The 26853-nt window shown below is 45.3% G+C and carries 22 protein-coding genes and 1 rRNA gene; 10 read left to right on the forward strand and 13 right to left on the reverse strand.

What is annotated here, in order from left to right; translation table 11 throughout:
• Window positions 1-92: 92 nt before the first annotated feature.
• Window positions 93-1619 (reverse strand): 16S ribosomal RNA (locus P3L47_RS22045).
• Between the two features lie 524 nt (window positions 1620-2143).
• Between P3L47_RS22045 and P3L47_RS22050 the strand changes: the two genes are divergently transcribed.
• Both P3L47_RS22050 and P3L47_RS22055 read left to right on the forward strand, forming a co-directional pair.
• A complete protein-coding gene (locus P3L47_RS22050; RefSeq protein WP_277782138.1) occupies window positions 2144-3022 on the forward strand; it encodes a pirin family protein in 879 nt (292 codons plus the stop codon).
• Between the two features lie 167 nt (window positions 3023-3189).
• A complete protein-coding gene (locus P3L47_RS22055) occupies window positions 3190-3699 on the forward strand; it encodes a ferritin-like domain-containing protein (RefSeq protein ID WP_122376327.1) in 510 nt (169 codons plus the stop codon).
• 69 nt (window positions 3700-3768) lie between these two features.
• Here the strand turns inward: P3L47_RS22055 and P3L47_RS22060 are convergent, their stop codons facing one another.
• A complete protein-coding gene (locus P3L47_RS22060; protein WP_277782139.1) occupies window positions 3769-4437 on the reverse strand; it encodes a Crp/Fnr family transcriptional regulator in 669 nt (222 codons plus the stop codon).
• 146 nt (window positions 4438-4583) lie between these two features.
• On the opposite strand from P3L47_RS22060, the gene hcp reads away from it, so the two are divergent.
• Both hcp and mscL read left to right on the forward strand, forming a co-directional pair.
• Window positions 4584-6239 carry a hydroxylamine reductase gene (gene hcp / locus P3L47_RS22065; RefSeq protein ID WP_122357303.1) on the forward strand — a complete coding sequence of 552 codons (1656 nt, stop codon included), beginning with the start codon at window positions 4584-4586 and terminating at the stop codon, window positions 6237-6239.
• 75 nt (window positions 6240-6314) lie between these two features.
• Entirely contained in the window at window positions 6315-6740 is a 426-nt protein-coding gene (mscL, locus tag P3L47_RS22070; protein ID WP_122363282.1) for a large-conductance mechanosensitive channel protein MscL, read from the forward strand.
• An 85-nt stretch (window positions 6741-6825) separates the two neighbouring features.
• Here the strand turns inward: mscL and P3L47_RS22075 are convergent, their stop codons facing one another.
• The 10 genes from P3L47_RS22075 to P3L47_RS22115 all read right to left on the reverse strand — a co-directional run bounded on the left by P3L47_RS22075 (window position 6826) and on the right by P3L47_RS22115 (window position 19595).
• Window positions 6826-8169, reverse strand: coding sequence for an aspartate kinase (locus tag P3L47_RS22075; RefSeq protein WP_277782140.1), 1344 nt, complete (start codon window positions 8167-8169; stop codon window positions 6826-6828).
• 29 nt (window positions 8170-8198) lie between these two features.
• Window positions 8199-9917: an ATP-binding protein gene (locus tag P3L47_RS22080; protein WP_427910577.1), complete on the reverse strand. Its 1719-nt coding sequence runs from the start codon at window positions 9915-9917 to the stop codon at window positions 8199-8201.
• A 13-nt stretch (window positions 9918-9930) separates the two neighbouring features.
• Window positions 9931-11052 (reverse strand): sensor protein KdpD, encoded by a 1122-nt coding sequence (locus tag P3L47_RS22085; protein ID WP_277782142.1) that lies wholly within the window; start codon window positions 11050-11052, stop codon window positions 9931-9933.
• Between the two features lie 16 nt (window positions 11053-11068).
• Window positions 11069-11842, reverse strand: coding sequence for a TorF family putative porin (locus P3L47_RS22090; RefSeq protein WP_122357298.1), 774 nt, complete (start codon window positions 11840-11842; stop codon window positions 11069-11071).
• Between the two features lie 44 nt (window positions 11843-11886).
• Window positions 11887-12468: a K(+)-transporting ATPase subunit C gene (locus P3L47_RS22095; RefSeq protein WP_277782143.1), complete on the reverse strand. Its 582-nt coding sequence runs from the start codon at window positions 12466-12468 to the stop codon at window positions 11887-11889.
• 30 nt (window positions 12469-12498) lie between these two features.
• Window positions 12499-14541: a potassium-transporting ATPase subunit KdpB gene (gene kdpB, locus P3L47_RS22100; protein WP_277782144.1), complete on the reverse strand. Its 2043-nt coding sequence runs from the start codon at window positions 14539-14541 to the stop codon at window positions 12499-12501.
• 49 nt (window positions 14542-14590) lie between these two features.
• On the reverse strand, window positions 14591-16303 hold the full coding sequence (kdpA, locus tag P3L47_RS22105) for a potassium-transporting ATPase subunit KdpA (protein WP_277782145.1): 1713 nt from the start codon (window positions 16301-16303) through the stop codon (window positions 14591-14593).
• 21 nt (window positions 16304-16324) lie between these two features.
• The gene (locus P3L47_RS23810) at window positions 16325-16405 is read right to left on the reverse strand and encodes a potassium-transporting ATPase subunit F (protein WP_122357294.1); all 81 of its coding nucleotides are present in this window, start codon (window positions 16403-16405) and stop codon (window positions 16325-16327) included.
• Window positions 16406-16944: 539 nt separating this feature from the next.
• Window positions 16945-18465 carry a PAS domain-containing sensor histidine kinase gene (locus P3L47_RS22110; RefSeq protein WP_277782146.1) on the reverse strand — a complete coding sequence of 507 codons (1521 nt, stop codon included), beginning with the start codon at window positions 18463-18465 and terminating at the stop codon, window positions 16945-16947.
• A 335-nt stretch (window positions 18466-18800) separates the two neighbouring features.
• Window positions 18801-19595, reverse strand: coding sequence for a DUF6261 family protein (locus P3L47_RS22115; protein ID WP_277782147.1), 795 nt, complete (start codon window positions 19593-19595; stop codon window positions 18801-18803).
• A gap of 935 nt (window positions 19596-20530) precedes the next feature.
• On the opposite strand from P3L47_RS22115, the gene P3L47_RS22120 reads away from it, so the two are divergent.
• Together P3L47_RS22120 and P3L47_RS22125 are read left to right on the forward strand one after the other, a co-directional pair.
• Window positions 20531-21064 (forward strand): hypothetical protein, encoded by a 534-nt coding sequence (locus P3L47_RS22120; protein ID WP_277782148.1) that lies wholly within the window; start codon window positions 20531-20533, stop codon window positions 21062-21064.
• Between the two features lie 42 nt (window positions 21065-21106).
• The gene (locus P3L47_RS22125; RefSeq protein ID WP_277782149.1) at window positions 21107-21619 is read left to right on the forward strand and encodes a hypothetical protein; all 513 of its coding nucleotides are present in this window, start codon (window positions 21107-21109) and stop codon (window positions 21617-21619) included.
• 133 nt (window positions 21620-21752) lie between these two features.
• Here P3L47_RS22125 and P3L47_RS22130 read toward each other — a convergent pair whose 3' ends face one another.
• Window positions 21753-22586 (reverse strand): OmpA/MotB family protein, encoded by an 834-nt coding sequence (locus P3L47_RS22130; protein WP_122363294.1) that lies wholly within the window; start codon window positions 22584-22586, stop codon window positions 21753-21755.
• Between the two features lie 95 nt (window positions 22587-22681).
• Between P3L47_RS22130 and nrfH the strand changes: the two genes are divergently transcribed.
• Genes nrfH through ccsA form a run of 4 tightly spaced genes read left to right on the forward strand, consistent with a single transcriptional unit; the run spans window position 22682 to window position 26852 of the window.
• A complete protein-coding gene (gene nrfH / locus P3L47_RS22135; RefSeq protein ID WP_277782150.1) occupies window positions 22682-23269 on the forward strand; it encodes a cytochrome c nitrite reductase small subunit in 588 nt (195 codons plus the stop codon).
• 26 nt (window positions 23270-23295) lie between these two features.
• Window positions 23296-24780 carry an ammonia-forming cytochrome c nitrite reductase gene (gene nrfA / locus P3L47_RS22140; protein ID WP_277782151.1) on the forward strand — a complete coding sequence of 495 codons (1485 nt, stop codon included), beginning with the start codon at window positions 23296-23298 and terminating at the stop codon, window positions 24778-24780.
• A gap of 4 nt (window positions 24781-24784) precedes the next feature.
• Window positions 24785-26056, forward strand: coding sequence for a cytochrome c biogenesis ResB family protein (locus tag P3L47_RS22145; protein ID WP_277782152.1), 1272 nt, complete (start codon window positions 24785-24787; stop codon window positions 26054-26056).
• A gap of 1 nt (window position 26057) precedes the next feature.
• Window positions 26058-26852: a cytochrome c biogenesis protein CcsA gene (gene ccsA / locus P3L47_RS22150; RefSeq protein WP_277783731.1), complete on the forward strand. Its 795-nt coding sequence runs from the start codon at window positions 26058-26060 to the stop codon at window positions 26850-26852.
• The last annotated feature ends 1 nt before the right edge of the window (window position 26853 follow it).

Genomic DNA, 26853 nt, shown 5'->3' on the forward strand with positions numbered 1-26853 from the left:
TAATCGTAGGCAGATCTATATTTTATACATATTCAACCGTAGTACAAGTTAACTAATACCTTGTTAACTTGATAACGAACTCTTCGCTCCAGAAAGGAGGTGTTCCAGCCGCACCTTCCGGTACGGCTACCTTGTTACGACTTAGCCCCAGTCATCGGTTTTACCCTAGGCCGATCCTTGCGGTTACGGACTTTAGGTACCCCCAACTCCCATGGCTTGACGGGCGGTGTGTACAAGGCCCGGGAACGTATTCACCGCGCCATGGCTGATGCGCGATTACTAGCGAATCCAGCTTCACGAAGTCGGGTTGCAGACTTCGATCCGAACTGAGACATGGTTTGGAGATTAGCATCCTGTCGCCAGGTAGCTGCCCTTTGTCCATGCCATTGTAACACGTGTGTCGCCCCGGATGTAAGGGCCGTGCTGATTTGACGTCATCCCCACCTTCCTCACAGCTTACGCTGGCAGTCTCTTTAGAGTCCTCAGCACCACCTGTTAGTAACTAAAGATAAGGGTTGCGCTCGTTATGGCACTTAAGCCGACACCTCACGGCACGAGCTGACGACAACCATGCAGCACCTCGTAATTTGCTATTGCTAGAGATTTGGTTTCCCAAACTGTCAAACTACGTTCAAACCCGGGTAAGGTTCCTCGCGTATCATCGAATTAAACCACATGTTCCTCCGCTTGTGCGGGCCCCCGTCAATTCCTTTGAGTTTCACCGTTGCCGGCGTACTCCCCAGGTGGATTACTTAACGCTTTCGCTGTAGAGCTTACTGTGTATCGCAAACTCCTAGTAATCATCGTTTACTGCGTGGACTACCAGGGTATCTAATCCTGTTTGATCCCCACGCTTTCGTGCTTCAGTGTCAGTTATGGTTTAGTAAGCTGCCTTCGCAATCGGAGTTCTGCGTGATATCTATGCATTTCACCGCTACACCACGCATTCCGCCTACCTCAAACATACTCAAGTCCTCCAGTTTCAACGGCAATTTTATGGTTGAGCCACAAACTTTCACCGCTGACTTAAAAAACCACCTACGCACCCTTTAAACCCAATAAATCCGGATAACGCTCGGATCCTCCGTATTACCGCGGCTGCTGGCACGGAGTTAGCCGATCCTTATTCATACGGTACATACAAAACGGGACACGTCCCGCACTTTATTCCCATATAAAAGAAGTTTACGAACCATAGATCCTTCATCCTTCACGCGACTTGGCTGGTTCAGGCTCTCGCCCATTGACCAATATTCCTCACTGCTGCCTCCCGTAGGAGTCTGGTCCGTGTCTCAGTACCAGTGTGGGGGACCTTCCTCTCAGAACCCCTATCCATCGCAGACTTGGTGAGCCGTTACCTCACCAACTATCTAATGGAACGCATGCCCATCTATCAGCAATTAATCTTTAACAAATATTCCCATGCGGGACCCCTGTTTTATGCGGTATTAGTCCGACTTTCGCCGGGTTATTCCCCTCTGATAGGTAGGTTGCATACGCGTTACTCACCCGTGCGCCGGTCGTCATCTCAGTATTGCTACCTCATGTTACCCCTCGACTTGCATGTGTTAAGCCTGTCGCTAGCGTTCATCCTGAGCCAGGATCAAACTCTTCGTTGTATAAATTGTTTTGTCTTGCTCAGAATCCGTTATTATTTCAAGTTTTGACGGTATTAATTTTTAATACTTGTACTACTTGTTGATATGTAAATCTTTCAAAGAACTATTTTGTTACACTCGCTAGTTTTTTAGCGAACGTGGATGCAAAGATAAGGACTTTTATTTTATACTTCCAAATGTTTTAGGAAGTTTTTTCTAAAAGTTTTTTTCATCATGTTTTGCAGTGCCGTTCTCTCTCGAATGCGGATGCAAAAGTAGTGCTTTACAACATACACTCCAAACTTTTCACGCTTTATTTTTTACATAAAATCGCTACTATTCAACTATAACATTGAGTCATTGACGATTACAAAGTAAAAAAAATCATCGCACTCCCTACACACAACTATCGTTAAAAATCATCACTTATGCCCTATTCGCTCTTCCAAAGACCGGTTTTCCTATACATTATAATATGGGAAAAATCATCAGGTACAACAAAGCCATCTTCTTGTTTGTTTTACTAAAAAACAAGGAGATTATTTATGACAATAAAAAAAGTAGAAAACATCATAGCACCTCCTGCACCACATATGGTTGGAGATGGATTCAGAGTACACAACTTCATACCTCATCTGGAAGAATTAAGCAGAGAGCGCATGAATCCTTTTATCTTGCTTGACTATAATGCAAAAATGGAGTTCGCACCACGAAAAGAGCCAAGAGGAGTCGGAGTTCATCCGCACCGCGGGTTTGAAACCGTAACAATTGTATATAAAGGGAAGGTCGCTCACCACGATAGCAGGGGAAACAGCGGCGTGATCGGTCCGGGTGATATCCAATGGATGACAGCTGCCTCCGGTGTTCTTCACAAAGAATATCATGAAGAACAATTCAGCCAGAAAGGAGGAGAATTCCATGTCGTACAGCTGTGGATCAATCTTCCTGCCAAAGATAAAAAGACAGATCCGAAATATCAATCTATTATCAACAGCCAGATACCCAAGGTTGAACTACCCGATAATGCCGGACTGGTTGAAGTCATTGCCGGACATTATCAGGATACAAACGGAATAGCTTCCACTTTCACGCCCATGCATTTACTAAATGTCAAGCTAAATAAAGGAGGGAGTGCTGATTTTTCATTTCCGGCAAATTATAACACTGCCATTCTGGTCATTGAAGGCTCCGTAAAGATCAATAATAATGAACTGGTTCCAACCGATTATTTCGCTTTGTTCGAAAATAAAGGAGAAAGTATCAGTATTCAGGCCGTAAACAAAGCGACTATCCTTGTATTGAGTGGAGAACCAATCAAAGAACCTATCGCTGCTTATGGCCCATTCGTCATGAACAATGTGGCAGAATTGAAACAAGCTTACATCGACCTGGGAGCCGGTAAGTTCGGTAAACTGGATGACTAGGCCGACTATTCCTGTTAGATATTCCAGTGTTATACTATACAACTTACATCTAACAGAATAGAAAAAATAATAAATTACCGCTTCAATTTAGTTTAATATGAACAAACACACGGCAGCATTGTTTGAACAAGACAAACGAGCATTATACTAAACTAAATTTTACAGTTATGGCAAAAGAAAGTGTTAAGATTCTACAGCAGAAACTAGATGTAGAAAGTTTATTATCACAGCTTAACGCTGCATTATCAGAAGAATGGTTAGCATACTATCAATATTGGGTAGGCGCTTTGGTTGCAGAAGGTGCTATGCGTGCAAACGTACAGGCTGAATTTGAAAAACACGCCATCTCAGAATTTGGTCACGCAAAACTGTTGGCTGACCGTATCATCGAACTGGAAGGCGTTCCTGTTCTCGATCCGAAACAATGGTTTGAACTGGCGAGATGTAAATATGACGTACCAAATGATTTTGACGTTGTCAGCCTGCTGAACCAAAACATCGCTTCTGAACGTTGCGCTATCGTCAGATATCAGCAAATCGCCGAATTCACAGACGGTAAGGACTTTACAACCTGCGAAATAGCCAAACATATCCTGGGTATGGAAGAAGATCATGAACAGGATTTGCAAGACTACTTGACAGACATTGCCAGAATGAAAAGTTCTTTCTTAAAGTAATAGCTGGTCCGGTATAAATTACTGAAAAATAAACCCGCTCCTTTCAATAGAAAGCTGTGGGTTTATTTTTTATTGTGCCATCTGCTTCAATGCAGGCATATTACATACTTTTACCACTTTCCTGTCTATAGAGATGATTCCCTCCTGCTCCATCTCTGCCAGCGCCCGTGCCAATGACGGCCGGGTAACACCGAACGAATCGGCTATCTCCTGCTGTGTTTCTGTTAAATGAATCACAGTCGACAATGTATCCGGTAACTTACGCAACAAATAATCCGCAATCTTATTCTTTATGTTCTTCAGGGACAAGAACATGATCTTATCGCTCAGGAAATGGCTTCTTCCGGATATCAACATCAGGAAGTTCTGAAGAAGTTGCCTGTTCTGTTGCATCCAAACGGTAAAATCATCCCGATGAATAAATAAGATCTCCGACGATTCCATAGCAATAATGTTTACCGGCAGATTATTTTTCGGAGCATATAAAAATGCAGGGGCTAATAATTGAGCGGCTTCCAACTCTTCAATAACAACGAGTTTACCTGCATCATTCACCATTTGCCCTTGTAAAAGTCCATTCAAAACGATCATCAGATGATTACAGGGCGTTCCTTGTAGAGCAACGACATCTTTTGACCGGTAAGCAACAACCCGATAAGCCGTCGTTTCCAGCAAAGCGGAAATCTCAGATTCCGGGATATCCCGAAATAGGATGGATTTAGAAAGAATAGCTATCATATTCAATTGTATATGCAGGCAAATATAACAAAAGATATGGAGGAAATTAAAAATATCCACGTTTGTAACATTTGGTACAATATAAGAAACCTTACCACCTTACTTTTGTTTCCAGAATAATATAAACCAATAAATTATAGAATAGTATGGATGCAAAAATGTTTTGTTTTCAGTGTCAGGAAGCCGCAAAAGGTACAGGTTGTACAATCAAAGGTGTCTGTGGAAAAGATGATGAAACAGCCAACCGGATGGACCTGCTTTTATTTGTCACTAAAGGTGTTTCCGTTGTAGCTACTCTATTACGGAACGCCGGAGTTGAAATTCCCTCACATATCGACCACTTCGTTGTCGATGCCCTTTTCTCTACAATCACGAATGCGAACTTTGACATAGAAAGTATTACTAAACGAATTGTCGAAGGTATCACTTTAAGAGACCGGTTAAAGGAAGAAGCCCGCAAACAGGCAATCGAACTTCCGATCATCGACGAACTTGTATGGATAGGCGATGAAAGCAGTTTTGAAGGGAAAGCACTGACCGTCGGTGTTTTACGCGAAGCTAACCCGGACATCCGTTCGTTGAAAGAACTAACCATCTACGGATTGAAAGGCATGGCAGCTTATGTGGAACATGCCGGAAACCTGGGATTCGAGGATAAAGACCTGCACCGATTTATCCAATATGCCCTGGCGGAAACTTTAAGAAAAGACCTTTCCGCAGAGCAATTAACAGCATTGGTTCTGGAAACCGGAAGTTATGGTGTGAAGGCCATGGCTTTATTAGACAAGGCAAACACCAGCAGTTACGGTAACCCGGAAATCACACAGGTGAACATCGGTGTCCGCAATAATCCGGCAATCCTTATCAGCGGTCATGATCTGAAGGATATGGAAGAACTGCTTGCACAGACAGAAGGAACCGGAGTCGATGTTTATACACATAGTGAAATGTTACCGGCCAATTATTATCCGGCTTTCAAGAAGTACAAACATTTTGTCGGCAACTACGGAAATGCCTGGTGGCAGCAACGGGAAGAGTTCGAGAGCTTTAACGGACCGATCCTGTTCACAACAAACTGTATCGTACCGCCGCTGGAAGGAGCTTCCTACAAAGACCGTGTCTATACAACCAACTCGACCGGTTTCCCGGGATGGAAACATATACCTTCCAGAGAAGATGGTAAAACAAAAGACTTTTCAGAGATCATAGCACATGCCAAACGTTGTGCAGCACCGAAAGAGATCGAACATGGACAGATCACCGGAGGTTTTGCCCATAACCAGGTAATGGCTTTGGCTGATAAAGTGATCGATGCCGTTAAAAGCGGTGCAATCCGTAAGTTCGTGGTGATGGCCGGATGCGACGGACGTATGAAGAGCCGTAACTATTATACGGAATTCGCCAGCGAATTACCCTCCGACTGCGTGATCCTGACTGCCGGTTGTGCCAAATACCGTTACAACAAATTACCATTGGGAGATATAGGCGGTATTCCCCGCGTATTGGATGCCGGACAATGTAACGACAGTTATTCACTTGCCGTTATAGCCATGAAGCTGCAGGAGGCTTTCGGACTGGAAGATATCAACCAACTGCCGATCGTCTATAATATCGCCTGGTACGAACAAAAGGCGGTGATCGTCCTGCTCGCCCTGCTGAGTCTTGGAGTCAAAAATATTCACCTGGGTCCGACGCTTCCGGCTTTCCTTTCTCCCAACGTGGCAAAGGTACTGGTTGAGAACTTCGGTATCGGGACGATCAGCACTGTAGACGAGGATATTGAAAAACTGATTCTTGCCTGATATTTTAACGAAACTTTGTATATTCGCAACCAAATCCGGATAAGAATGGTTATATCATAAAAAAGGCGAATATATATGGGGAAGTTTTTACAAGAATTTAAGCAGTTCGCCATGCGCGGCAACGTCGTTGACATGGCTGTCGGTATCATCATCGGTGGTGCCTTCGGAAAAATCGTATCTTCTGTCGTTGGAGATATTATTATGCCAGCAGTAGGGTTACTGGTGGGTGGTGTGAACTTTACGGATTTGAAAATCGTATTGAAGCACGCGGTAATGGAAGGTGACAAAGTAATCACTCCTGCCGTATCCATCAACTACGGGAACTTTTTACAAGTGACATTGGACTTTATCATCATTGCGTTTGCAATCTTTCTGATGATAAAAGGGATGAATGCCCTCAACAAGAAGAAGGCAGAGGAAGTTCCGGCCGCCCCTCCCGCTCCACCGGCTGATGTTCAGTTGCTGACTGAAATACGTGACTTACTGAAAGAAAAGAAATAAGCAAAAGCCTTACGAATAAGGTTTCCACAAAGATAGGGAAGCGTGTCAAAACAGAGGTCTGCCTCTTTTGACACGCTTTTATTTTCTATGCACCGACAGGTTCCGGTACATCCGGTTTCGGGAACAGGCGAGAGCTTAATGCTTGCAGCGCCCGGGCTTTATCGGCAGACTTCATAACCAGCGAGACGTTACTGCTACTTCCTCCGTAAGAGATCATCCGCACAGGGATATCTTTTAACGCATCTATGATACGGGCTTCAAAGCCGACATTCTGCCATTCAAGATCTCCGACAACACATACGATCACCATATCCCTTTCCACATAGATCGTTGCATACTTTTCCAGGTTTGTAACTATTTCCTGCAAATGTTCAGGATTATCTATGGTCACAGAGACACCGATATCCGATGTCGTCACCATGTCGACAGCCGTTTTATAAAGAGCAAACGTTTCAAAAACCACATTCAGGAACTTATGAGGTGGTAAAATATTCAACGACTTCATCTTGATGAACACGATATTATCTTTCGCTGCTACCGCCTTGATCCTTCCCTTCTCTGCCGTATTGGAGATCAGTGTTCCGGGAACCTCCGGCTGCAAAGAGCTTAGCAGGCGGACGGGGATATTGTTATCCTTTGCCGGGCGGATACAGAAAGGGTGGAGTATTTTCGCGCCGAAATATGCGAGCTTCGCTGCCTCTTCAAAATTCAATTGGCGGACAGGTGCCGTGTGATCCACTACGCGGGGATCGTTGTTATGCATACCGTCAATATCCGTCCATATCTGTATTTCTTCAGCATGGATGGCAGCTCCGATCAGGGAAGCGGAATAGTCACTTCCGCCACGTTGCAGATTGTCCGTCTCTCCGTATGCATTCCGGCAAATGAAACCCTGTGTGATGAAGATTCCGGTACCGGGGAAGCGGGAAAGCTGGTTATTGAGATGCTCTGAGATATATGCCATATCCGGTTCTCCATCAGCATTGATCCGCATAAAATCGAGAGCCGGAAGCAAAGCGGATTTTATTCCCTGCTCCTGCAAGTATAAGTGCATCATTCCGGTCGAGATCAATTCACCCTGTGCCAGGACCACTTTCTCATCAAATATGGTAAAAGGTGTATCGGCGAACGCCCAGATTACGTTGAAGCGCTCCATGACCAGTTCCAGCGCCTTTTCCTTATAGGTGACAGAAGAATATAAATCCTCGATATGTCCGGCATAGGTCTGTTCCAGACGGGTGATGATCTTATTTGCTTCATCAGCCTCCTTATGGTAGAAACAGCGGGTGATATCGACCAGCGAATTGGTCGTTCCGGACATAGCTGATAAGACGACAATTTTAGGTTCTCCATTACGGATTATAGATACGACGTTCTTCATCCGTTGGGCTGAGCCAACAGATGTACCGCCAAATTTCAATACTTTCATGATTGTTTACTGTGTTATCTAAATTACTATCAGACTTCAAATTTTATAATGAACGTACTCCCTTTACCGACTTCGCTTTCCACACGGATCGTACCGCCATGCGCTTCGACAAAGTCTTTGCTGATCGCCAGTCCGAGGCCGCTACCCTGCACTTTGGTTCCGGGGACACGGAAGTAACGGTCGAAGATGCTTTGATGGTAACGGGGATCGATGCCTTTACCGAAATCGCGGACGAATATCTCCAGGGATTTGCCCTCCTGACGGGCTCCAATGATGATACGACCGTTCTCCGGTGTGTAATGGATGGCGTTCGACAAGAGGTTGGTCAATACCCAGGCAATCTTTTCGCTATCGACAAACAGCTTGGAGATCTTCTCCGGATACTCGACTTCGATGTGGCAGCCGAACCGCTCCGCCTGCACACGGTTTGCCTTAATCGCGTAGTCGATCAGTTCGATCGGCTTGGTGATCTTCGGGTTCAACTGTAGTTTACCGGTTTCCACCTGCGTCATTTTAAGCAGTTCGCCGGTTATTTCCAGAAGGCGGTCGCTGCTTTCCTTGATACTTTCAGCCAACGCCTTTTGCTCGTCGTTCATATTGCCGACACGGTTATCTCCCAGGAGCTTGAGGCTCATCATAATGGCAGAGATAGGTGTTTTCAGCTCATGGGAGATGGTCGAGATGAAGGTTGTCTTTGCTGAATCGAGCTCTTTAAACTCTGTGATATTCTTCAAAAGAATTACGTCGCCGACATACTGGCTGCCGTTTTTCTGGTCGTCCGTTACATGAATAGGGATATACTGGACTTTGAAATAACTTTCTTTATTATCGGCATAAATCTTGAGCGGTTCTTCCTTTTCGTTCGGCTGAACCAATTCACGGACGAGGCGGCGCAACAGATCGTTCTTTAAAGCGAGTTCGGCGGCGGATTTGCCAATCACATTTTCACGTTTCAGATTGAGGATAGTTAACGCCACGTCGTTGGCAAAAAGAATGATACGGTTACCATCCAGGCCGATGATCGGTTCGGTAATGCTGTTTACGATGGCTTCGATGTATTTCTTACCCTGAATAATATCGGAAAGCGTACTTTTACGGTATTCGGTCAGACGCTCCGCCATCCGGTTGAACGATTGGGCAACTTCGGTAAATTCCTCGTATTTTCCCAGGTCGAGACGCTTCTCATAATTATGGTTGGCAATTTCCATGATACCGTCTGTCAGCTTACGAATCGGAGTATTGATGGATCGCGGGAGACGTATCAGGAAAGCGAAGGCAATCAGAATACAGGTGATACCGATGATGCAGATCCATAACAACGCTTCATGCGCGGTATGTTCCGCCACCTGACTTTTTCGGTAGATAGAAGCCATGTTCAGGCTCATCACCTCGTTCAGGGCGATGCGGACACGTTGGATGGAAGCATCGTTCATGTCTTTTTTCATCGATTCATATTGCGTGACCAGATGAGTGGTCGCTGTATTCTCGTCCACCTCTGTTATGTTCTCCTTTTGCAGGCCCAGGTTCTTTTCAAATTCATTCCGTGCCACCGGGTCGGTCTTGATGCGTTCGAGTGCATCCAACATACGGCGGGAATACAGCAATGTGTTGTAATTATCCGCAAGGATATTCTGCGTATCTGCCGACATACGGTAGATATTCTTTACCGACAGACCGCCCAACAGGACGATCATTGCAAACAGCAGACCTATTCCGTAGGTGAGCTTCGTTTTAATCTTTAAACTAATAGACTGTAACATGTTATGCCAATATTATCAGGTCAATATTCATTTGTGACAAGCTATTCAGCAATTTCCGGTACTGGAAACAAGCGCGAAGGACGGAAGTGAGCGTAAAAACAGGCTTTCCGATACAGACGGTCGTGATCTGCTTTTCGCGGCATACCTCGATAATGCTGTCGGGGATACTTTTCGACTGGACCTGCATCACCTCGCCTCCCAACTCTGCCGCCAGTTTGAAATGGTTGGACAGATAACGCTGGTTTGCCAGCGGAATGCGCTCGATACTTTCGCGCGGCGTTTGCACGTAAAGGACAAAGAACTTCGTGTTGTAGCGGGTAGCCAGCCGCGCCGCCTTGCGAATCACTTTCCTCGGCGTCTTTTCATTACTGCTGATGCAGGCCAGGAACTTCTCGTGGCGGACACCGGTATTGACCGGGACAGCGCTCTCCACCTTCTTCTCGACACGGAGGGCAACCTCCTTCAAGGCCAGTTCGCGTAACTGGAGGATGTTTTCGGATTTAAAGAAGTTGTTCAGTGCCGTCGAAATCTTTTCCGGCTTGTATATCTTGCCCGCTTTCAAGCGTTTCACCAGTTCATCGGCTGTCAGGTCGATATTCACGACCTCATCCGCCTGCTCCAGGACACTATCGGGGATGCGTTCTTTGATCTCGATGCCGGTGATATCCTGCACATCTTCGTTCAGACCTTCCAGATGCTGGATATTTACTGCCGTAATCACGCTGATACCTGCTTCTAAAATATCCGTCACATCCTGCCAACGCTTTTCGTTCTTGCTTCCATCGATATTGGTATGTGCCAGTTCGTCCACGATCACGACCTCCGGATGGATATTCAGGATTGCCTGCAAATCCATCTCCTCCACTTCCTTCCCCTTGTAAAACGACCGGCGGCGCGGTATCAAAGGTAAACCTTCTACCAACGCCTCCGTTTCAGTCCTGCCGTGGGTTTCCACATAGCCGACCTGCACGTCTATTCCGCTACGAAGCAATTCGTGCGCCTCCTGCAGCATGCGGTATGTCTTGCCTACACCGGCGATCATACCGATGTAGATCTTGAAATTGCCGCGACGGGACTTTTTCAGCAAATCTAAAAAGTGTTGTACGCTTTGTTCTCTGTCCATGAGTTCCTGTTTCAGATTACCACGGTCTTAACGATATTCCAAACACTAAATGAGCGTCTTCCATACGAGGATTCCAAATAGCCTGCGCAAATATAGGCAAAGAGAATGAATCGCTGAACTTTATTGCCGTACTTCCTTTGAGCGCGACGTTGGTAACAGCAAATCCATCGTTGGTCTTCGTGCCGGTATATACGCCGTAAGAGGTATAGGGAAGGAAACCGCAGGTCAGATTCAAATCGACCATTTTTACAGAGAAAGGATAGTTCAATTCGACATAAGATGAATAATTTTGATTGCCGTCGGCATCCTTATCCTGTCCGGCGAACATAGTGTACCAGGCGATCGAGAGAGGAAGTTTCTCAACCGGAAGCGTATAGGCTACGCCCGCTTCAAAATGATGTGCCGTTTCATGGCTTTTGAAGTTGAAGTACTTGTTCGCACCTTGACCTGCCCACCAAAGGTCGGCGATGGAGAGGGTCAGACCGGAGTTTCCAAAGGTATAGGCGGCGGTGAGGTCGATCTCTTTGTTGGCGGCACCTTCCGAGGATTTGTAACCGTCGAAATCGGTCGATCCCCATGCTGTCAGGGAGAAGCCTCCGGCACTGAATGCCAGTGTCGGTTGAAAACTTGCTCCCGTTTGGTAGAAGCCTCTCCAAATATAAGAACTCACGAGGTCACCCTGGACAGTGAAGTTTACGGGGCTTTCGTTTTCCTCCGCTTTCAAGGCAGTAAAGGAAGATAAAGAGAAGATCAGAGAGGCTAATGTGATATTTTTAACGATAGATTTCATATTCTTATATATTCAAGTTGTTATTGTCATCTGTTTTATTCCGGTTATTTATTCATTGCCGCTTTCTCCAAAGCGACATTCAGTTTCAGGACATTGACCTTTTCAGGACCGAATAAACCTAACAGGGGTCCTTCCGTATTGGCATTCACCAAAGCCATCACTTTTTCAGGAGAAAGGCCGCGTGCTGCCGCTACCCGTTGTACCTGCACGTATGCGGCTTTCGGAGAAATATCGGGATCGAGTCCGGAACCGCTGGCGGTGACCATCTCGGCAGGGACTTCCCCACGTTTCAGATAAGGATGGTGCACCAGGAAGGTGTCGATGCGGGATTCTACTTCGGCAAGGTATTCTTCGTTGGAAGGGCCTTTGTTACTGCCGCCGGAAGAGGAAGCATCATAGCCGTCGCCCGCACAGGAGGGACGCCCCCAAAAGTAAATGTCCTGCGTGAAGGTCTGGCCGATGTTTGCGGCACCCACGATCTTGCCGTTCAATTCGACAACATCTGCATTTCCTTTGTTCGGTCCAGCGACCTGTGCAAAAATCCACAGGATGAAGATGTAGCACACACTGAATAAAATACAGAATGCTACGGTCAGTTTAAATGATTTAAAAAGAGTCGATATCATATTATTCGTTATTTTAAAATTATTACTGCGTTACATAAAAAGACTAACTACTATATCGATCAGCTTGATGCCGACAAAGGGAGCGACTACACCACCCACCCCATATATCAACAGGTTGCGACGAAGCAAAGCAGAAGCACCGATCGGCTTGTAAGCGACCCCGCGTAAAGCCAGCGGTATCAGGATAGGGATGATGATCGCGTTGAAAATAACCGCGCTCAGGATGGCACTCTCCGGACTATGCAGATGCATAATGTTCAGTGCAGCCAACTGCGGGATTGCCACCATGAACAAAGCCGGTACGATCGCAAAATACTTGGCGACATCGTTTGCGATACTGAATGTAGTCAACGTACCGCGTGTCATCAGCAACTGCTTACCGATTTCCACGATCTCGATCAGCTTTGTCGGGTCATTATCAAGATCCACCATGTTGCCAGCCTCCTTCGCTGCCTGCGTACCACTGTTCATCGCAACGCCGACATTCGCCTGTGCCAGTGCGGGAGCGTCATTCGTACCGTCACCCATCATGGCGACCAATTTTCCGGCTTCCTGCTCCTTCTTGATGTAGTTCATCTTATCTTCCGGCTTTGCTTCGGCAATATAATCGTCCACGCCTGCCTTTTCTGCAATATATTTAGCTGTCAAAGGGTTATCTCCCGTTACCATAACCGTTTTTACCCCCATCTTGCGTAGGCGTTCAAAACGTTCCTGGATACCCGGCTTGATGATATCCTGCAATTCGATCACACCGATAATGAAATCATCCTGCGAAACGACCAGCGGCGTACCTCCGTTACCCGATATTTTCTCCACCAGTTCGGCTACTTCCTGCGGATACTTGTTTCCTGCCGCCTCGCTCATCTTACGGATGGCATCGAAAGCACCTTTACGGATACGCGTACCGTCTTTCAGGTCGACACCCGAACATTTTGTCTCCGCTGTAAATTTGATCATGCGTGAACCCGAAGTACTCAGGTCGCGGATGCGGACACCCTTTTCGCGTCCCAACTCTACAATCGATTTACCTTCCGGAGTTTCGTCGGACAAGGACGCCAGCAGGCAAGCCTGCACAAATGAATGTTCGTCGATCCATGTCACCGGATAAAACTGCGTAGCCTTCCGGTTACCAATCGTGATCGTTCCCGTCTTGTCGAGCAGCAGGGTATCGATATCGCCTGCCGTCTCCACAGCCTTACCCGACTTGGTGATTACATTTGCACGCAACGCCCGGTCCATACCAGCGATACCGATCGCTGAAAGCAGTCCCCCGATCGTAGTCGGTATCAGACAAACGAATAAAGAGATGAAGGCTGCGATCGTGATCTGCGTATTCGAATAATCCGCCATCGGTTTCAAGGTACCGCAAACTACCACAAACACCAGTGTAAAACCTGCCAATAAGATCGTCAACGCAATCTCATTCGGTGTTTTCTTGCGGGACGCACCCTCGACAAGGGCAATCATCTTATCCAGGAAGCTCTCTCCCGGCTGCGTCGTCACTCTCACCCGTATCTGGTCGGACAAAACTTTCGTACCCCCCGTCACCGAACTTTTATCGCCGCCCGCTTCCCGGATCACCGGAGCGGACTCACCTGTAATGGCACTCTCGTCGATAGATGCCAGCCCTTCGATGATCTCGCCGTCGGACGGGATCGTATCGCCTGCCTCGCAGATAAAGATATCGCCTTTCTTCAGCTGCGAACTGCTTACCGTCGTAATGCTTTCATTGGCTCCGACCAGCTTGGCAGGTGTTTCCTCACGGGTTTTCCGTAAACTGTCTGCCTGCGCTTTGCCACGGGCTTCGGCGATGGCTTCGGCGAAGTTGGCAAAGAGCAAGGTGACAAACAACACAATGAATACCAATATGTTATATCCGAACGAACCTTGTGTATGATCGCCTGTCACGGCGGCCCAAAGGGTAACAAGAAGCATTACGAACGTCACGATCTCTACGATGAACATGATCGGATTCCGGAACATCGTACGCGGGTCGAGCTTCACGAACGATTGTTTAAAACTTTCTATAACAAGCTCCTTAGGAAATAAGGAAGCAGCTTTTTTATCTTTCATATTATTTATTCTTTTCGTATATCGATATGAATATTACACCTATCAATTGTTATCTGTAAATCGAGAAATACTCCGCAATCGGTCCCAGCGTCAGTGCAGGGAAGAAAGACAAAGCGGCTACGATAAAGATCACACTGAATGTCATCACGGCAAATGTCGCCGTATCCGTCTTTAATGTCCCTGCACTTTCCGGTATATATTTCTTCTGAGCCAGCAGTCCTGCAATGGCAACCTGCCCCACGATCGGAAGATAACGGCTGATGATCAGAGCCAGACCGGTCGTAAAGTTCCAGAAGTAAGTATTATCGCCCAGTCCTTCAAAACCGGAACCGTTATTCGCTGAAGACGATGTATATTCGTAAAGCATCTCACTGAAACCGTGGAACCCCGGATTGTTCAGCCAACCGCCTTCCGCCTCCACAAAATCCGGGTTATATACCCAATAGTAGCAAGCCACCGCCGTACCGATTAATATCACGAACGGATGCGCCAACGCCACGATCGTTGCTATCTTCATCTCGCGCGCCTCCACTTTTTTACCCAGGAACTCCGGCGTACGCCCTACCATCAAACCGCTGATGAAGACGGCAATGATCAGGAATGCGTAATAATTCATGAATCCTACACCCACGCCGCCAAACCAGGTATTGATCTGCATGTTCAGCATCTCCATCATTCCCGACAAAGGCATCGTGCTGTCGTGCATACCGTTCACCGACCCGTTGGAGGTCACCGTCGTCGTACAACTCCACAGTGCAGTGGCTGCCGCTCCGAGCCGCGTCTCTTTTCCTTCCATCGCTCCCGCATGCTGGTCGATTCCCATCTCCGAGATCATCGGGTTTCCCTTCATCTCATAGTGCGTATTGATCGCGACGCTCGCCAAATAGGCAAACAGCATCACTCCGAAGATCGAATAAGCCAGTTTCTTCCGTTTCAGGTAGAATCCCAATGCAAAGACCATCGCCATCGGCAAGACAAGGATTGCCCAGCATTCGACCATATTGGTCAGGTATGTCGGATTTTCCAGCGGATGCGATGAATTGACTCCGAAGTAACCGCCTCCGTTCGTCCCCAACTGTTTGATCGGTATGATAGCGGCAGCCGGACCCTGCGAAACCATTTGTTCGGTACCTTCCAGTGTCGTCAACTTCATCTTTCCGTCAAATCCCATCGGCGTACCTTCCACGATCAGGATACAGCCAACGATCAGGGCAAGCGGTAACAGGATACGGGTACAGCTTTTCATCAACAGATTCCAGAAGTTACCGATCGTCTGTGTCGTTTTCGATGCCATTGCCTTGAAGACACCCGCCAGCGCCGCCATACCGGTTGCCGCTGTAATAAACTGGAACAGCATGATCACGAACAATTGTGTAAAATAGGTCAACCCGCTCTCGCCGCTGTAATGCTGCAAGTTACAGTTCACCATAAAGCTGATGCAGGTGTTGAACGACAGATGCGACGACTGTCCTGCGTTACCGTCGGGGTTCAGCGGCAGATACTGCTGGAAATATAAGAGCAGGACTCCCCAAAAAAACCAAAAGAGATTGATTGTCAGAAGTGCTTTCAGGAAACTTTTCCAACTCATCTCCACATTCGGGTCGATGCCGCACAGTCTGAAAATAAAACGTTCCACCGGAGCCATGAAGTCCAGCCAGGTCTTCTCTCCTTTATATACTTTTGCGATGTACATTCCCAGCGGATACGCCAGGACGATCATCAATACTATTTGCGTGATGCTACCTACTAATTCCGTATTCATCTTTTCATTCTCATTATTTGTTTAAAACTTTTCGGGTTTCACCAATACATACATCAGATACCCGAAGATCACGAGACAGAGTATAAACAATGCGATAAACATATCTTCTCTCCTTTCTTTAAATCTTTTCGAACCAATCTACACACTTGAAAAAGAACCAATAGCAGAGACTCCCTACTCCGCATACAAAAATCAATGATACAATCTCATTTTCTAACATACCTTTGTTATTTAATCGTTAATACTAATCGTTTCGCCCTACTATATGCCAAAGGCGTGCCAAAAAAGGAAGATTATCACGTGAATATTTAATACAGAGATACTTATCTTAAAAACGAGGGTTAGGAGATAGAAATATAACCCTACCATTTTGAAAGGGTCAGCCTACCAAAACGGAAAAACATATTAAAACGGAAAGATGAAAATCCCTCCAGAGAAGCAGAAATATTTGATAAAAAGAAAAAAGGTGTACCAAAAAGATCCTCGTCCGAAACTATCAATTAAAAATACGTTATATTTAAAATCAAAGCATTAATTCCGGATTTACAATCTTTTGGTACACCTATGAAATAAAAGATTCCCGTATCTCGCGACAGGGGAGTGCGTGAAACCTCACGGTCTCTTATCTAAATCTAAAAAATTTATCTTATTTGGTATTGTATGGGTAAGGTAAATAAAAAAATTGTTCCTTTACCGATCTCCGATTCTACCCATATCTCACCACCTAACATATGAACAATTATTTCACAAATACTTAACCCTAGTCCGCTACCTTGAATAAAGGTATTTAATTTCACAAAACGTTCAAAGACCTTATCTAACTGGTCTATTGGTATTCCGATCCCCGTATCCTTTACAAAAAACCTTAATTGCTTCTCTTCTTTGAGATATTCATATCCGACTGAAACCGTTCCTTTCTCCGTAAATTTCAGCGCATTATTCATTAGGTTTATTATTACTTGCATCAGACGGTTCTTAGCAGTCCGGATCATACATTCCGGCAAGCCTTTATTACAAACAATCTGTATCTCTTCTTTTTTATTTCTGAAATATGCCGCATGTACGATTTCATCGAGCATAGAGTTGACCGAAAAGTCAGATTCTGAAAAGTCAAACGTCCCCGACTCTATATTCGCCAAGTCAAGAATATCATTGACTAGTTGTAATAAAAGGGAATTGTTGCTTTCAATAATTCCAACATACTCATCCATCTCCTCCTGTGATTCAGCCATAGGAAGCAAACCAGAAAAGCCTATGATGGCATTCAGCGGTGTTCGTATCTCATGGCTTATATTCGCAAGGAACGCTGTTTTCAACTTATTCGCTTCTTCCGCCTTATCCCGTGTTCTGCGCAACTCCTTCTCTAACTTTTTTCGTTCCGTGATTGGCAAGAAAACACCTACCAACGCAATCACTCTCCCATCCGGACCATGCTCCGCTTCGGCAAGCAATTCTTCCCACGCTTCCTCTTCTTCATCTGAAAGCCGTAAACTACTTAACTGATATTCGATATGACCTTTAGATACTTCACCAGATATCAGACGGAAAAACAACTCCCGTACCGATTCACGAAAATCCGAATGCACAGCCAGTAAACCGTCCTCCAATGAAAGAACCTTATTCTTTATCCAATCCAAATGAGTCATTCCCAAAGAGGAATCATTATTCATATTGACTGATTCTGATATAAAAATATCATTCTGAATGTTATAATGCCAATAAATCATATTGGCAGCATCAATAGCAATGGACAGTTTATGATTAAATATCTCCAGATTTTTTTGAAACTTCTTTATTTTCGTAATATCGACAAAGAACACATCAGTAACATCCGGTTCTTCCGAGGGCATGATTACAATAGTAAAAAAATAATTGCCAATTTGATATTCATACTCATAAGGTTCCCTTGTATCAAGTACCTGCCTAGATATTTCTATATATCTGTCAAGCGAACCGATTTCCGTTGCTTCAATGTCTTTTCGTTTTTTATGTAAAATCTGTTCATCTGGAATTATTTTTTCACTGAAAGCCTTATTTACATCCAACACTTCTATATCTTCCGAACCGTTATTATCTAATATCTTGTTTCGCACATAAGGAACAGGCATATTATTAAATAAATTGCGATATTTTAAAAGCAGCTTGAATTCGCGTGCTTTCATCTTTGACTTGATACGCCGTATGTACACTAATATCGATAAAATCAATATGATGAAAAGCAGAATAGCGCAGAGCAACATCCAAAACCAATGATAATGCAGAATATTCCCGCAGATGATGAATGACATCGTATATTTAAGGAGATTCAAGTCTCCTTCCATAAAAAACGGGATATCTGTAGGAAATAGATTTCCTGCATGCAGCTTACCGGAATTACATAACAGCATAGTAAGCATAAGCAGCATATAAATCACAAAATCTTTATGAGTGAGGTTATTACTAGTATTATGTTTCATAACTTATATATCAGATATCCCGTCTAATTTTATCTTTATTCTTATTCTATTACAGGCCGGTCTTCCGGATCCTCTTTAGTCGGTTTCGACGGGTATGTTATTCCAATACTCGTTTTACCTCCCATACCTGCACCTAAGCTATTAGAGATCACTACACGATAATGATCAATACGTGAGTTCCACCATGCAAAGAGTTCAGCATATTTTTCATCGCCGTTTATCATTGCCAGTGCATTGAGTTTTTCTACTATAGCAGCATATGCTTTCTCAAAGACAGGACGTGTCATTTCGGTATTTCCTTTGACGGATTTCTCTGAACGTTCTTTTGTCCGTTTCAATGTTAGATTCGAACAAAGTTCGTTCACCTTTTTAAGTTCAGTGATCCAGGGATCGAGTCCTAATAAAGTGGCATCCTCCTTGTATTGATCGGAAGCCAATGCCTGCAGAAAATTATTAATAAAACTTGTCTGGTCATCAAAAGAGCGTCTTTGTGCCCCTATGAATGTATCAGAAAGTGTCTTTATCCGTTTAGCAGCTGCTAATTTATCTTTATCGTAATGCCTCATAGCATTCTTCATCTCTACGATAATGGCAACATGGTAGTCTCCACGCAGTTTGTTCGCTTCATTCATCTGATCGGTATAGGGACTTTTACTGATATTGACTATACTGTCATCGAATATCTGCAACTTCTCCTTATATTCAGGAAATATATCTTCAATTCCGATACTCTTGGCACCAATAGTTTCAATAGCTGTTTCTATCTCCCTACCAAAAGTAAGGCTTTCGTTGTTTTTTAATCTGGTTTTCGTTCCAAACGTTTGTATTTTTACCATAGGTTCAAGTGTTTATGAATTGAATTTGCAATTTAAAATTGAGTTATGTATTTTTTTTAATCCCATATTCTGTTTTATACTCCGATATGCTTATCGAATGACTTTGTCTGTCATAAAATAAATTCGATACAATTATCGAAACATTTATTCAGCTGTAAAAATCCCCCGATATTAATATCGAACGTTTTTTTATGTTGTCAAGGACCTTCGATACGTTTATCGGGGGAACTTTTTACCTGTTTTGTCTTTCGATAAACAGGTTTAGTCAAATAAACAGACTTAATCTAACTGATGGAATATTTTTAAATTAAGATTTTTATCTTTCTTGATTATCCCGTTGTATATAGACATTCGGAGGATGATCTGATAGCTGTTGTTTCATGTATATTATATATTAGTTTTGACCCAAATAGAGAGTCTGTTAATTTTTTAACTATATTCAAGAACAATTATATGACTAGAAAAAACGATCCTTTTAGCTAGTCATAATTTAAAGTTTATTTAGATATTGTATTTATAAAGAAAACAACAAATAAAACATATGTAATTCAAGGCTTTTATTGATTTATTGTTTGAAATTATTTTTTTTATTCACTAAAAGTCATACCTTTGCAAATGACAAAAAAAAAGGATCGATTAAATTAGTCATTAATATTTAACACTTTTATCAATTGTTTATCATAGCCTAGAAACTACTTAAAAAGAGCTTATTTAACACGGTTTTATTTCATAAAATATATTATCCCAATATATCATTTTTTACAATAAGAAAAAACACATTAAAAAAGTCATGTAAAATAACCGGATTCATTCAAAATACAGGCTTACCGATTTTTTATTATCGACTTACACAATAATTTATATATATTCATTCAGGCAATAACAAACATGGGCTGTCGTTTTTATAGGCAGAATACTTAAATAGAGAGAATTATATGAAAAATCAAATGTTTGTGTGTTGCCTGTTGCTGATGTTGGCTTTCGCATCGTGTACGAAGATGGAAGTTGGGTTTAAGGGGCAGGTTTATTTGTATCAGTCGGAACCGGAAATAACCCGATATTCACTGGAAAAAAGAGATAGCATCGTTGTAAAAGGGTTTAATAACTGGGCTATGAGGGATGAACATAAAGGCATGCTGCCCGATAATGTCGTGAAAGATTCGGGATATGATAAATCTTACGTATATTATATATGTGCAGTCACCGCTAAGGTGGAAATGAAAGAGGATGATTTTATAACCAGTTCCGCAGATCCGGATACTAAACTCGGATATACGACTCAAGAGCTGGATCAGCACGGAGTTTCAAGCATCATAGGAGATGGCAGCAACGCGGGTGATTATTTGATTATGAATACCTATCTGATCTATATTTCGCAGGAAAAGAATGGCAAAAAGATGGATGTCTGGTATCCGTGCTCCCCTGCTGATTTGGAATGGCATTGCATTGCCTTCAAAGGTATAAAATAAGAAAGGCTGGTATTAATATATTCAATATAATAAGAAGGAATTATGAAGAATCTATCATTTATTTATAGTCTGTTGGTTGTATTCGCTTTGCTCTCCTGTTCAAAGACAAAGTTCACTTATGAGAAAAAAATCTATTTGTCTACGCCGGAGGTGACGCGGTTTACATTGGATGATCAGGATAGCATCGCTGTAAAAGGGTTCGACCGATGTGAAGCGTTAGAAGTCGTCAAAGGGAAATTGCCGGAAAATGTAGCGAAGGAATCGGGATATGATAAATCTTACTACTATTGCACTTATGAGGCTACGGTAGAAATGGAAGATGATATGGATAAATTAGTTTTTCCCAAGGAAAAGGTCGACGTGGGATATTCAACCATAGATTTTGAAGGCAAGGGATTCATGCAAATATCAGATACGAAGGACGGACACAAATACGTGAAATTATATACCTATCTCGTCCATATCTTTAAAGATGAGAACGGAAAAGAGGCGGATATCTGGTATCCCCACTCTCCTTTCAAGCTGGAATGGACTTTCTTTTCGATCGATAAATAAAAGAACAAGTATCGGATGCAAACGGTACTGATAATGCAGAGGGACGCAGACTATATTGATTATTAAAAAGTCTGCGTCCCTTTGCGTATTCTGCGCCGTCTGTGTCCGGTAAGATATCCTCTTACATTATATATTACTGGAGCATCTGATACAACTTATCCAGCTTCGGAGCCATGATGATCTCCGTACGGCGGTTCTTGCTGCGACCCTCGGCAGACTCGTTGTCGGCAACCGGCATATATTCGCCGCGTCCGCTGGGCTGGATCTGCAACGGGTTCACGCCATAGTCTTTGGTCAGGATGCGGACTACCGATGTCGCACGTATCACGCTCAAATCCCAGTTATCCTTGAACTGTGCCGTATTGATCGGCTTGCTGTCGGTATGCCCTTCGATATATACGTCTATATCCGATTGCTTGTTGAGGACTTCCGCCAGCTTCGCCAATGCTTCTTTCCCCCGTTTATCCACGCGCGCGCTGCCCGATTCGAACAACAGCTTGTCGGACATGGCGACATATACCTTGCCGTCTTTTTCGGTTACCGTCAGTTCGTCGCTGCTGAAGCCCAGCAGGGCATCCTTCACACTGTTCAGCAGGTTGCGGACTTTCTCGTTCTGGGCGTTGATCATGTCCTGCAGTTCGTTGATCGTCCGTTCACGTTCGTTCAGCTCTTCCATCTTCTGGCTGAGGAGGCTGTTCAGTTTCTCCTGTTGCGTCATGTTCGAGCTGAGCATGGTCTGGTAATTACGGATGTTGCTGCCCAGGCGTGCCGTGTCGCGCTGGAGGGCGGCAAGGCGCTCGTTCAGTTTGTCGCCGGTATCGCGGCAATCGACCAGTTGTTCCTGTAATGCGTTGGCACGTCCGATGGCTTCGAGACGACCGTTTTCCGCTTCCAGGTATTTCTTTTTCGTTACACATGAAGTGCAAAGCAGCAGTGCGGAGACTGCTATGAATAAAACTTTCCTCATTTCACCTATAATTTTCGTGCAATGTAATATTTATTACATTTTACCTGTATCCGAATTAAGATATTTGTAATCAATTAAACTTTAATTAAGGCTGTATGAAGATAAAAGAGATCATAAACAGGATTCTTCCTACCCGGCGGAGTAAATTATTTGCGCTTGTAGCCAGTGGGGCGATCTGTGGTTTAGGCTTTTATACATTTTATGTATCGAGGGCCTGGAGTTACTTGTCCGATGAGCCGTCGACCTGTGTGAACTGCCATATCATGGGGCCTTATTATGCCACCTGGAACCATAGCTCACACAGCCGGAACGCCACCTGTAACGACTGCCATGTGCCACACGAAAACGCCGCAAAGAAATGGTTCTTCAAAGGAATGGACGGTATGCGTCATGCCGCTGTATTCATGATGCGCGGTGAACCGCAGGTGATTCAGGCCATCGACGAGAGCGCAGAAGTCATTATGAACAACTGTATCCGTTGCCACACGCAACTGAATACGGAGTTTGTCAATACCGGTCGCATCGACCATGAAATGGCAATGGCAGGCGATGGAAAAGCCTGCTGGGACTGTCACCGGGAGGTCCCGCACGGAGGATCGAACAGTCTTTCGTCGACTCCGTCGGCAATCGTCCCTTATCCGAAATCCAACACGCCGGACTGGCTGAAAGAGATGCTTAAATAGAACGAATAAAATAAAAATCAACGAATATGGAAAAGAAACTTAAATCATGGCAAGGCTGGTTATTGTTCGGGGGAACAATGATCGTCGTTTTTGTACTGGGTGTACTCGCCGCTTCTATCAACGAGAGACGGGCTGAAATTGCCAGCGTTATGAATAACAAGAAGGTGGAGATCAAAGGGATCGAAGCGGTGAACGAAAAGTTCGCTCCGAACTATCCGCGCGAATATGAAACATGGACGCAGACTGCCGATACCAGTTTCCGGAGCCAGTTTAACGGCAACCAGATGGTCGATGTGCTGGAAGCGCGTCCCGAAATGGTGATCCTCTGGGCGGGATATGCTTTCTCGAAGGACTACTCCACTCCGCGCGGTCATATGCATGCGATCGAGGATATGCGCCATACCTTGCGCGTCGGTTCTCCGATGACACCGGACGAAGGTCCGCAGCCGGCAACCTGCTGGACTTGTAAAAGTCCGGACGTTCCGCGTATGATGCAGGCTATCGGCGTCGATAATTTTTATAAAGGAAAATGGGCTTCGATGGGTACGGAGATCGTGAATCCGATCGGTTGTGCCGATTGCCATGAGCCGGAGAACATGAATCTTCATATCAGCCGCCCGGCTTTGATCGAAGCCTTCCAACGTCAGGGACGCGACATCAATAAAGCGACCCAACAGGAAATGCGCTCGCTGGTATGCGCGCAGTGCCATGTGGAATACTATTTCAAAGGAGACGGAAAATATCTGACTTTCCCCTGGGACAAAGGTTTTACGGTTGAAGATATGGAAGCTTACTACGATGAGGAAGGTTTTGCAGATTATACGCATAAATTGAGCCGTACGCCGATATTGAAAGCGCAGCATCCGGACTACGAATTATCCATGATGGGTATCCATGCACAGCGCGGCGTTTCGTGTGCCGACTGCCATATGCCTTATAAGAGTGAAGGCGGCGTGAAGTATAGCGACCACCATATTATGAGTCCGCTTGCCATGATCGACCGTACCTGTCAGGTTTGCCACCGCGAAAGCGAAGAGACACTCCGCAACAACGTTTACGAACGCCAGAACAAGGCGAACGAAATGCGTAACCGCCTCGAAACGGAACTGGCAAAGGCCCATATCGAAGCTAAATTTGCCTGGGATAAGGGCGCTACGGAAGATCAGATGGCTCCGGTATTGAAACTGCTCCGCCAGGCACAATGGCGTTGGGACTTCGGGGTTGCTTCTCATGGCGGTGCGTTCCATGCTCCCCAGGAGATACAGCGTATTTTGGGCAACGGCTTGGATAAGACCATGCAGGCTCGTCTGGCGGTATCGAAAGTGTTGTCGAAGTTAGGCTATACGGATGATGTGCCGATGCCGGACATCTCTACAAAGGACAAAGCACAACAATATATCGGTCTGGATATGGCTGCCGAACGTCAGGCTAAGGAAAAGTTCATGAACACGGTCGTTCCGGAATGGATCAAAGAGGCGAAAGCAAACAAACGTCTGGCTGATAAGATTTAATGATATGTGGAGACAACCCTGGGGATATAAGGAAGGATGGGCGATCTGTATCGGCCTGTTCATTACCGGAGCAGTTCTGCAACTGACGGCCGGAAAGGTTGATCCGACGCTTTTCCGGTATCCCCTGAACGCTATAACGGGAGGTTTGTTCCTGTTTTTCTTGATAATGGTATATGTCGCGAGCCGTAAAGCTGCTGCTTTGCAGTGGTTTTACAGCCTCACGGCGAGTATTACGTCTTTAACGGCATGGATGGTTTTGGTTATCATCATGGGACTGACCCGGCAGGCGGCTCCCTCCGTAACGGTTACTCACGGAGGACTACTGTCTGGGTTGGGTTTCATGCAGATGACGCTCTCGTGGCCTTTTATGTTGCTGTTTCTTTACTTTCTTTCGGTATTGGGGTTGGTGACTATTCGTAAAATAGCTCATTTCAGAAAGAAAGACATTCCTTTTATCCTGAATCATGCGGGATTGTTCATCACGCTGCTGGCGGCTATCCTGGGAAACGGCGATTTGCAGCGCATGCGTATGACGGTTCCTCTGGAGCAACCCGAATGGCGGGCGACGGATGAAACCGGTGAAATGCAGGAATTACCTTTGGCGATCGAGCTGAAATCGTTTACGATCGATGAATACCCTCCGAAGTTGCTGGCTATCGACAACACGACCGGAAATGCGTTGCCGGAAAATAATCCTGAAAACTTATTGGTGGAAGAGACTCCTTTATCGGGTTCCTTACTGGATTGGGAGGTGGAAGTGATCCGGTCGCTTCCGATGGCAGCCTGTGTTCATGGGAAAGATACGGTAAACTTTGTCGAGTTCCATTCTGAAGGGGCGACTTCCGCCGTCTTTGTCAAGGTTCGTAATAAGAAGGATGGTGCGGAGAAGAGCGGTTGGGTGAGTTGCGGCAGTTTCATGTTCCCGTACGTCTCCTTACAGCTGAACGACGAGATCAGCCTGGTGATGCCGGGGCGGGAGCCGAAACGCTTTGCGTCTGAAGTTTCCGTCTATACGCAGGACAAGGAGCAGGCAGATGCGCTTATCGAAGTCAACAAGCCTTTCAGCATAGCCGGATGGAAGATTTACCAGCTGAGCTATGACGAGACGAAAGGGAAGTGGAGCACTGTCAGCGTCTTTGAACTGGTTCGCGATCCGTGGCTTCCGGTAGTATACGCCGGCATTCTGATGCTGTTGCTCGGCTCTGTCTGCCTGTTCATACAGGCTCCGGGAAACAAGGAAAAGGAAGAGGCGGTTAACGATACAATAAATGAATAATATGGATTGGAGTCATTTTATATATTTCGCTTTGCCGTCCGTCATCTGCTGGGCGATAGGTGCGGCAATGGCGTACCGGACGGACAAGCCGGGACGGGTCATCGGGTGGACGGTTGCCGGACTGGCGATATTCATGGCTTTCATTGTGGGCATGTGGATGTCGTTGGAACGTCCGCCACTCCGGACGATGGGCGAGACGCGCTTGTGGTACTCGTTCTTCCTGCCAGTTGCAGGGATCATTACTTATATCCGCTGGCGGTATAAATGGATATTGTCGTTCAGTACGGTGCTGTCGTTCGTCTTTATCTGCATCAATCTGTTCAAGCCGGAGATACATAATAAGACGCTGATGCCTGCCCTGCAGAGTCCGTGGTTTGCACCGCATGTGATCGTGTATATGTTTGCCTATGCGATGCTGGGAGCGGCGGCAATCGTGGCGGTCTATCTGTTGGTCCGCTCACGAAAAAGAACGATAGACCGGAAGGTGATGAGCCTCTGCGACAACCTGGTCTATGTAGGGACCGCCTTTCTGACGATCGGCATGTTGTTCGGTGCACTTTGGGCGAAAGAAGCCTGGGGGCATTACTGGAGCTGGGACCCGAAAGAGACCTGGGCGGCAGCGACCTGGCTGGGCAATCTGCTGTATATTCATTTCAGGCTTCACAGGTACAAACAATATAAGATTGCTCTCGGATTATTGGTGTTCGCTTTTGTCCTGCTGCAGGTTTGCTGGTTCGGTGTGAACTATCTCCCTTCGGCGCAGGGAAACAGCGTGCACGTATATAACATGGAATAAC

The sequence above is a fragment of the Parabacteroides chongii genome (genome assembly GCF_029581355.1).
GTDB classification, from domain to species: domain Bacteria; phylum Bacteroidota; class Bacteroidia; order Bacteroidales; family Tannerellaceae; genus Parabacteroides; species Parabacteroides chongii.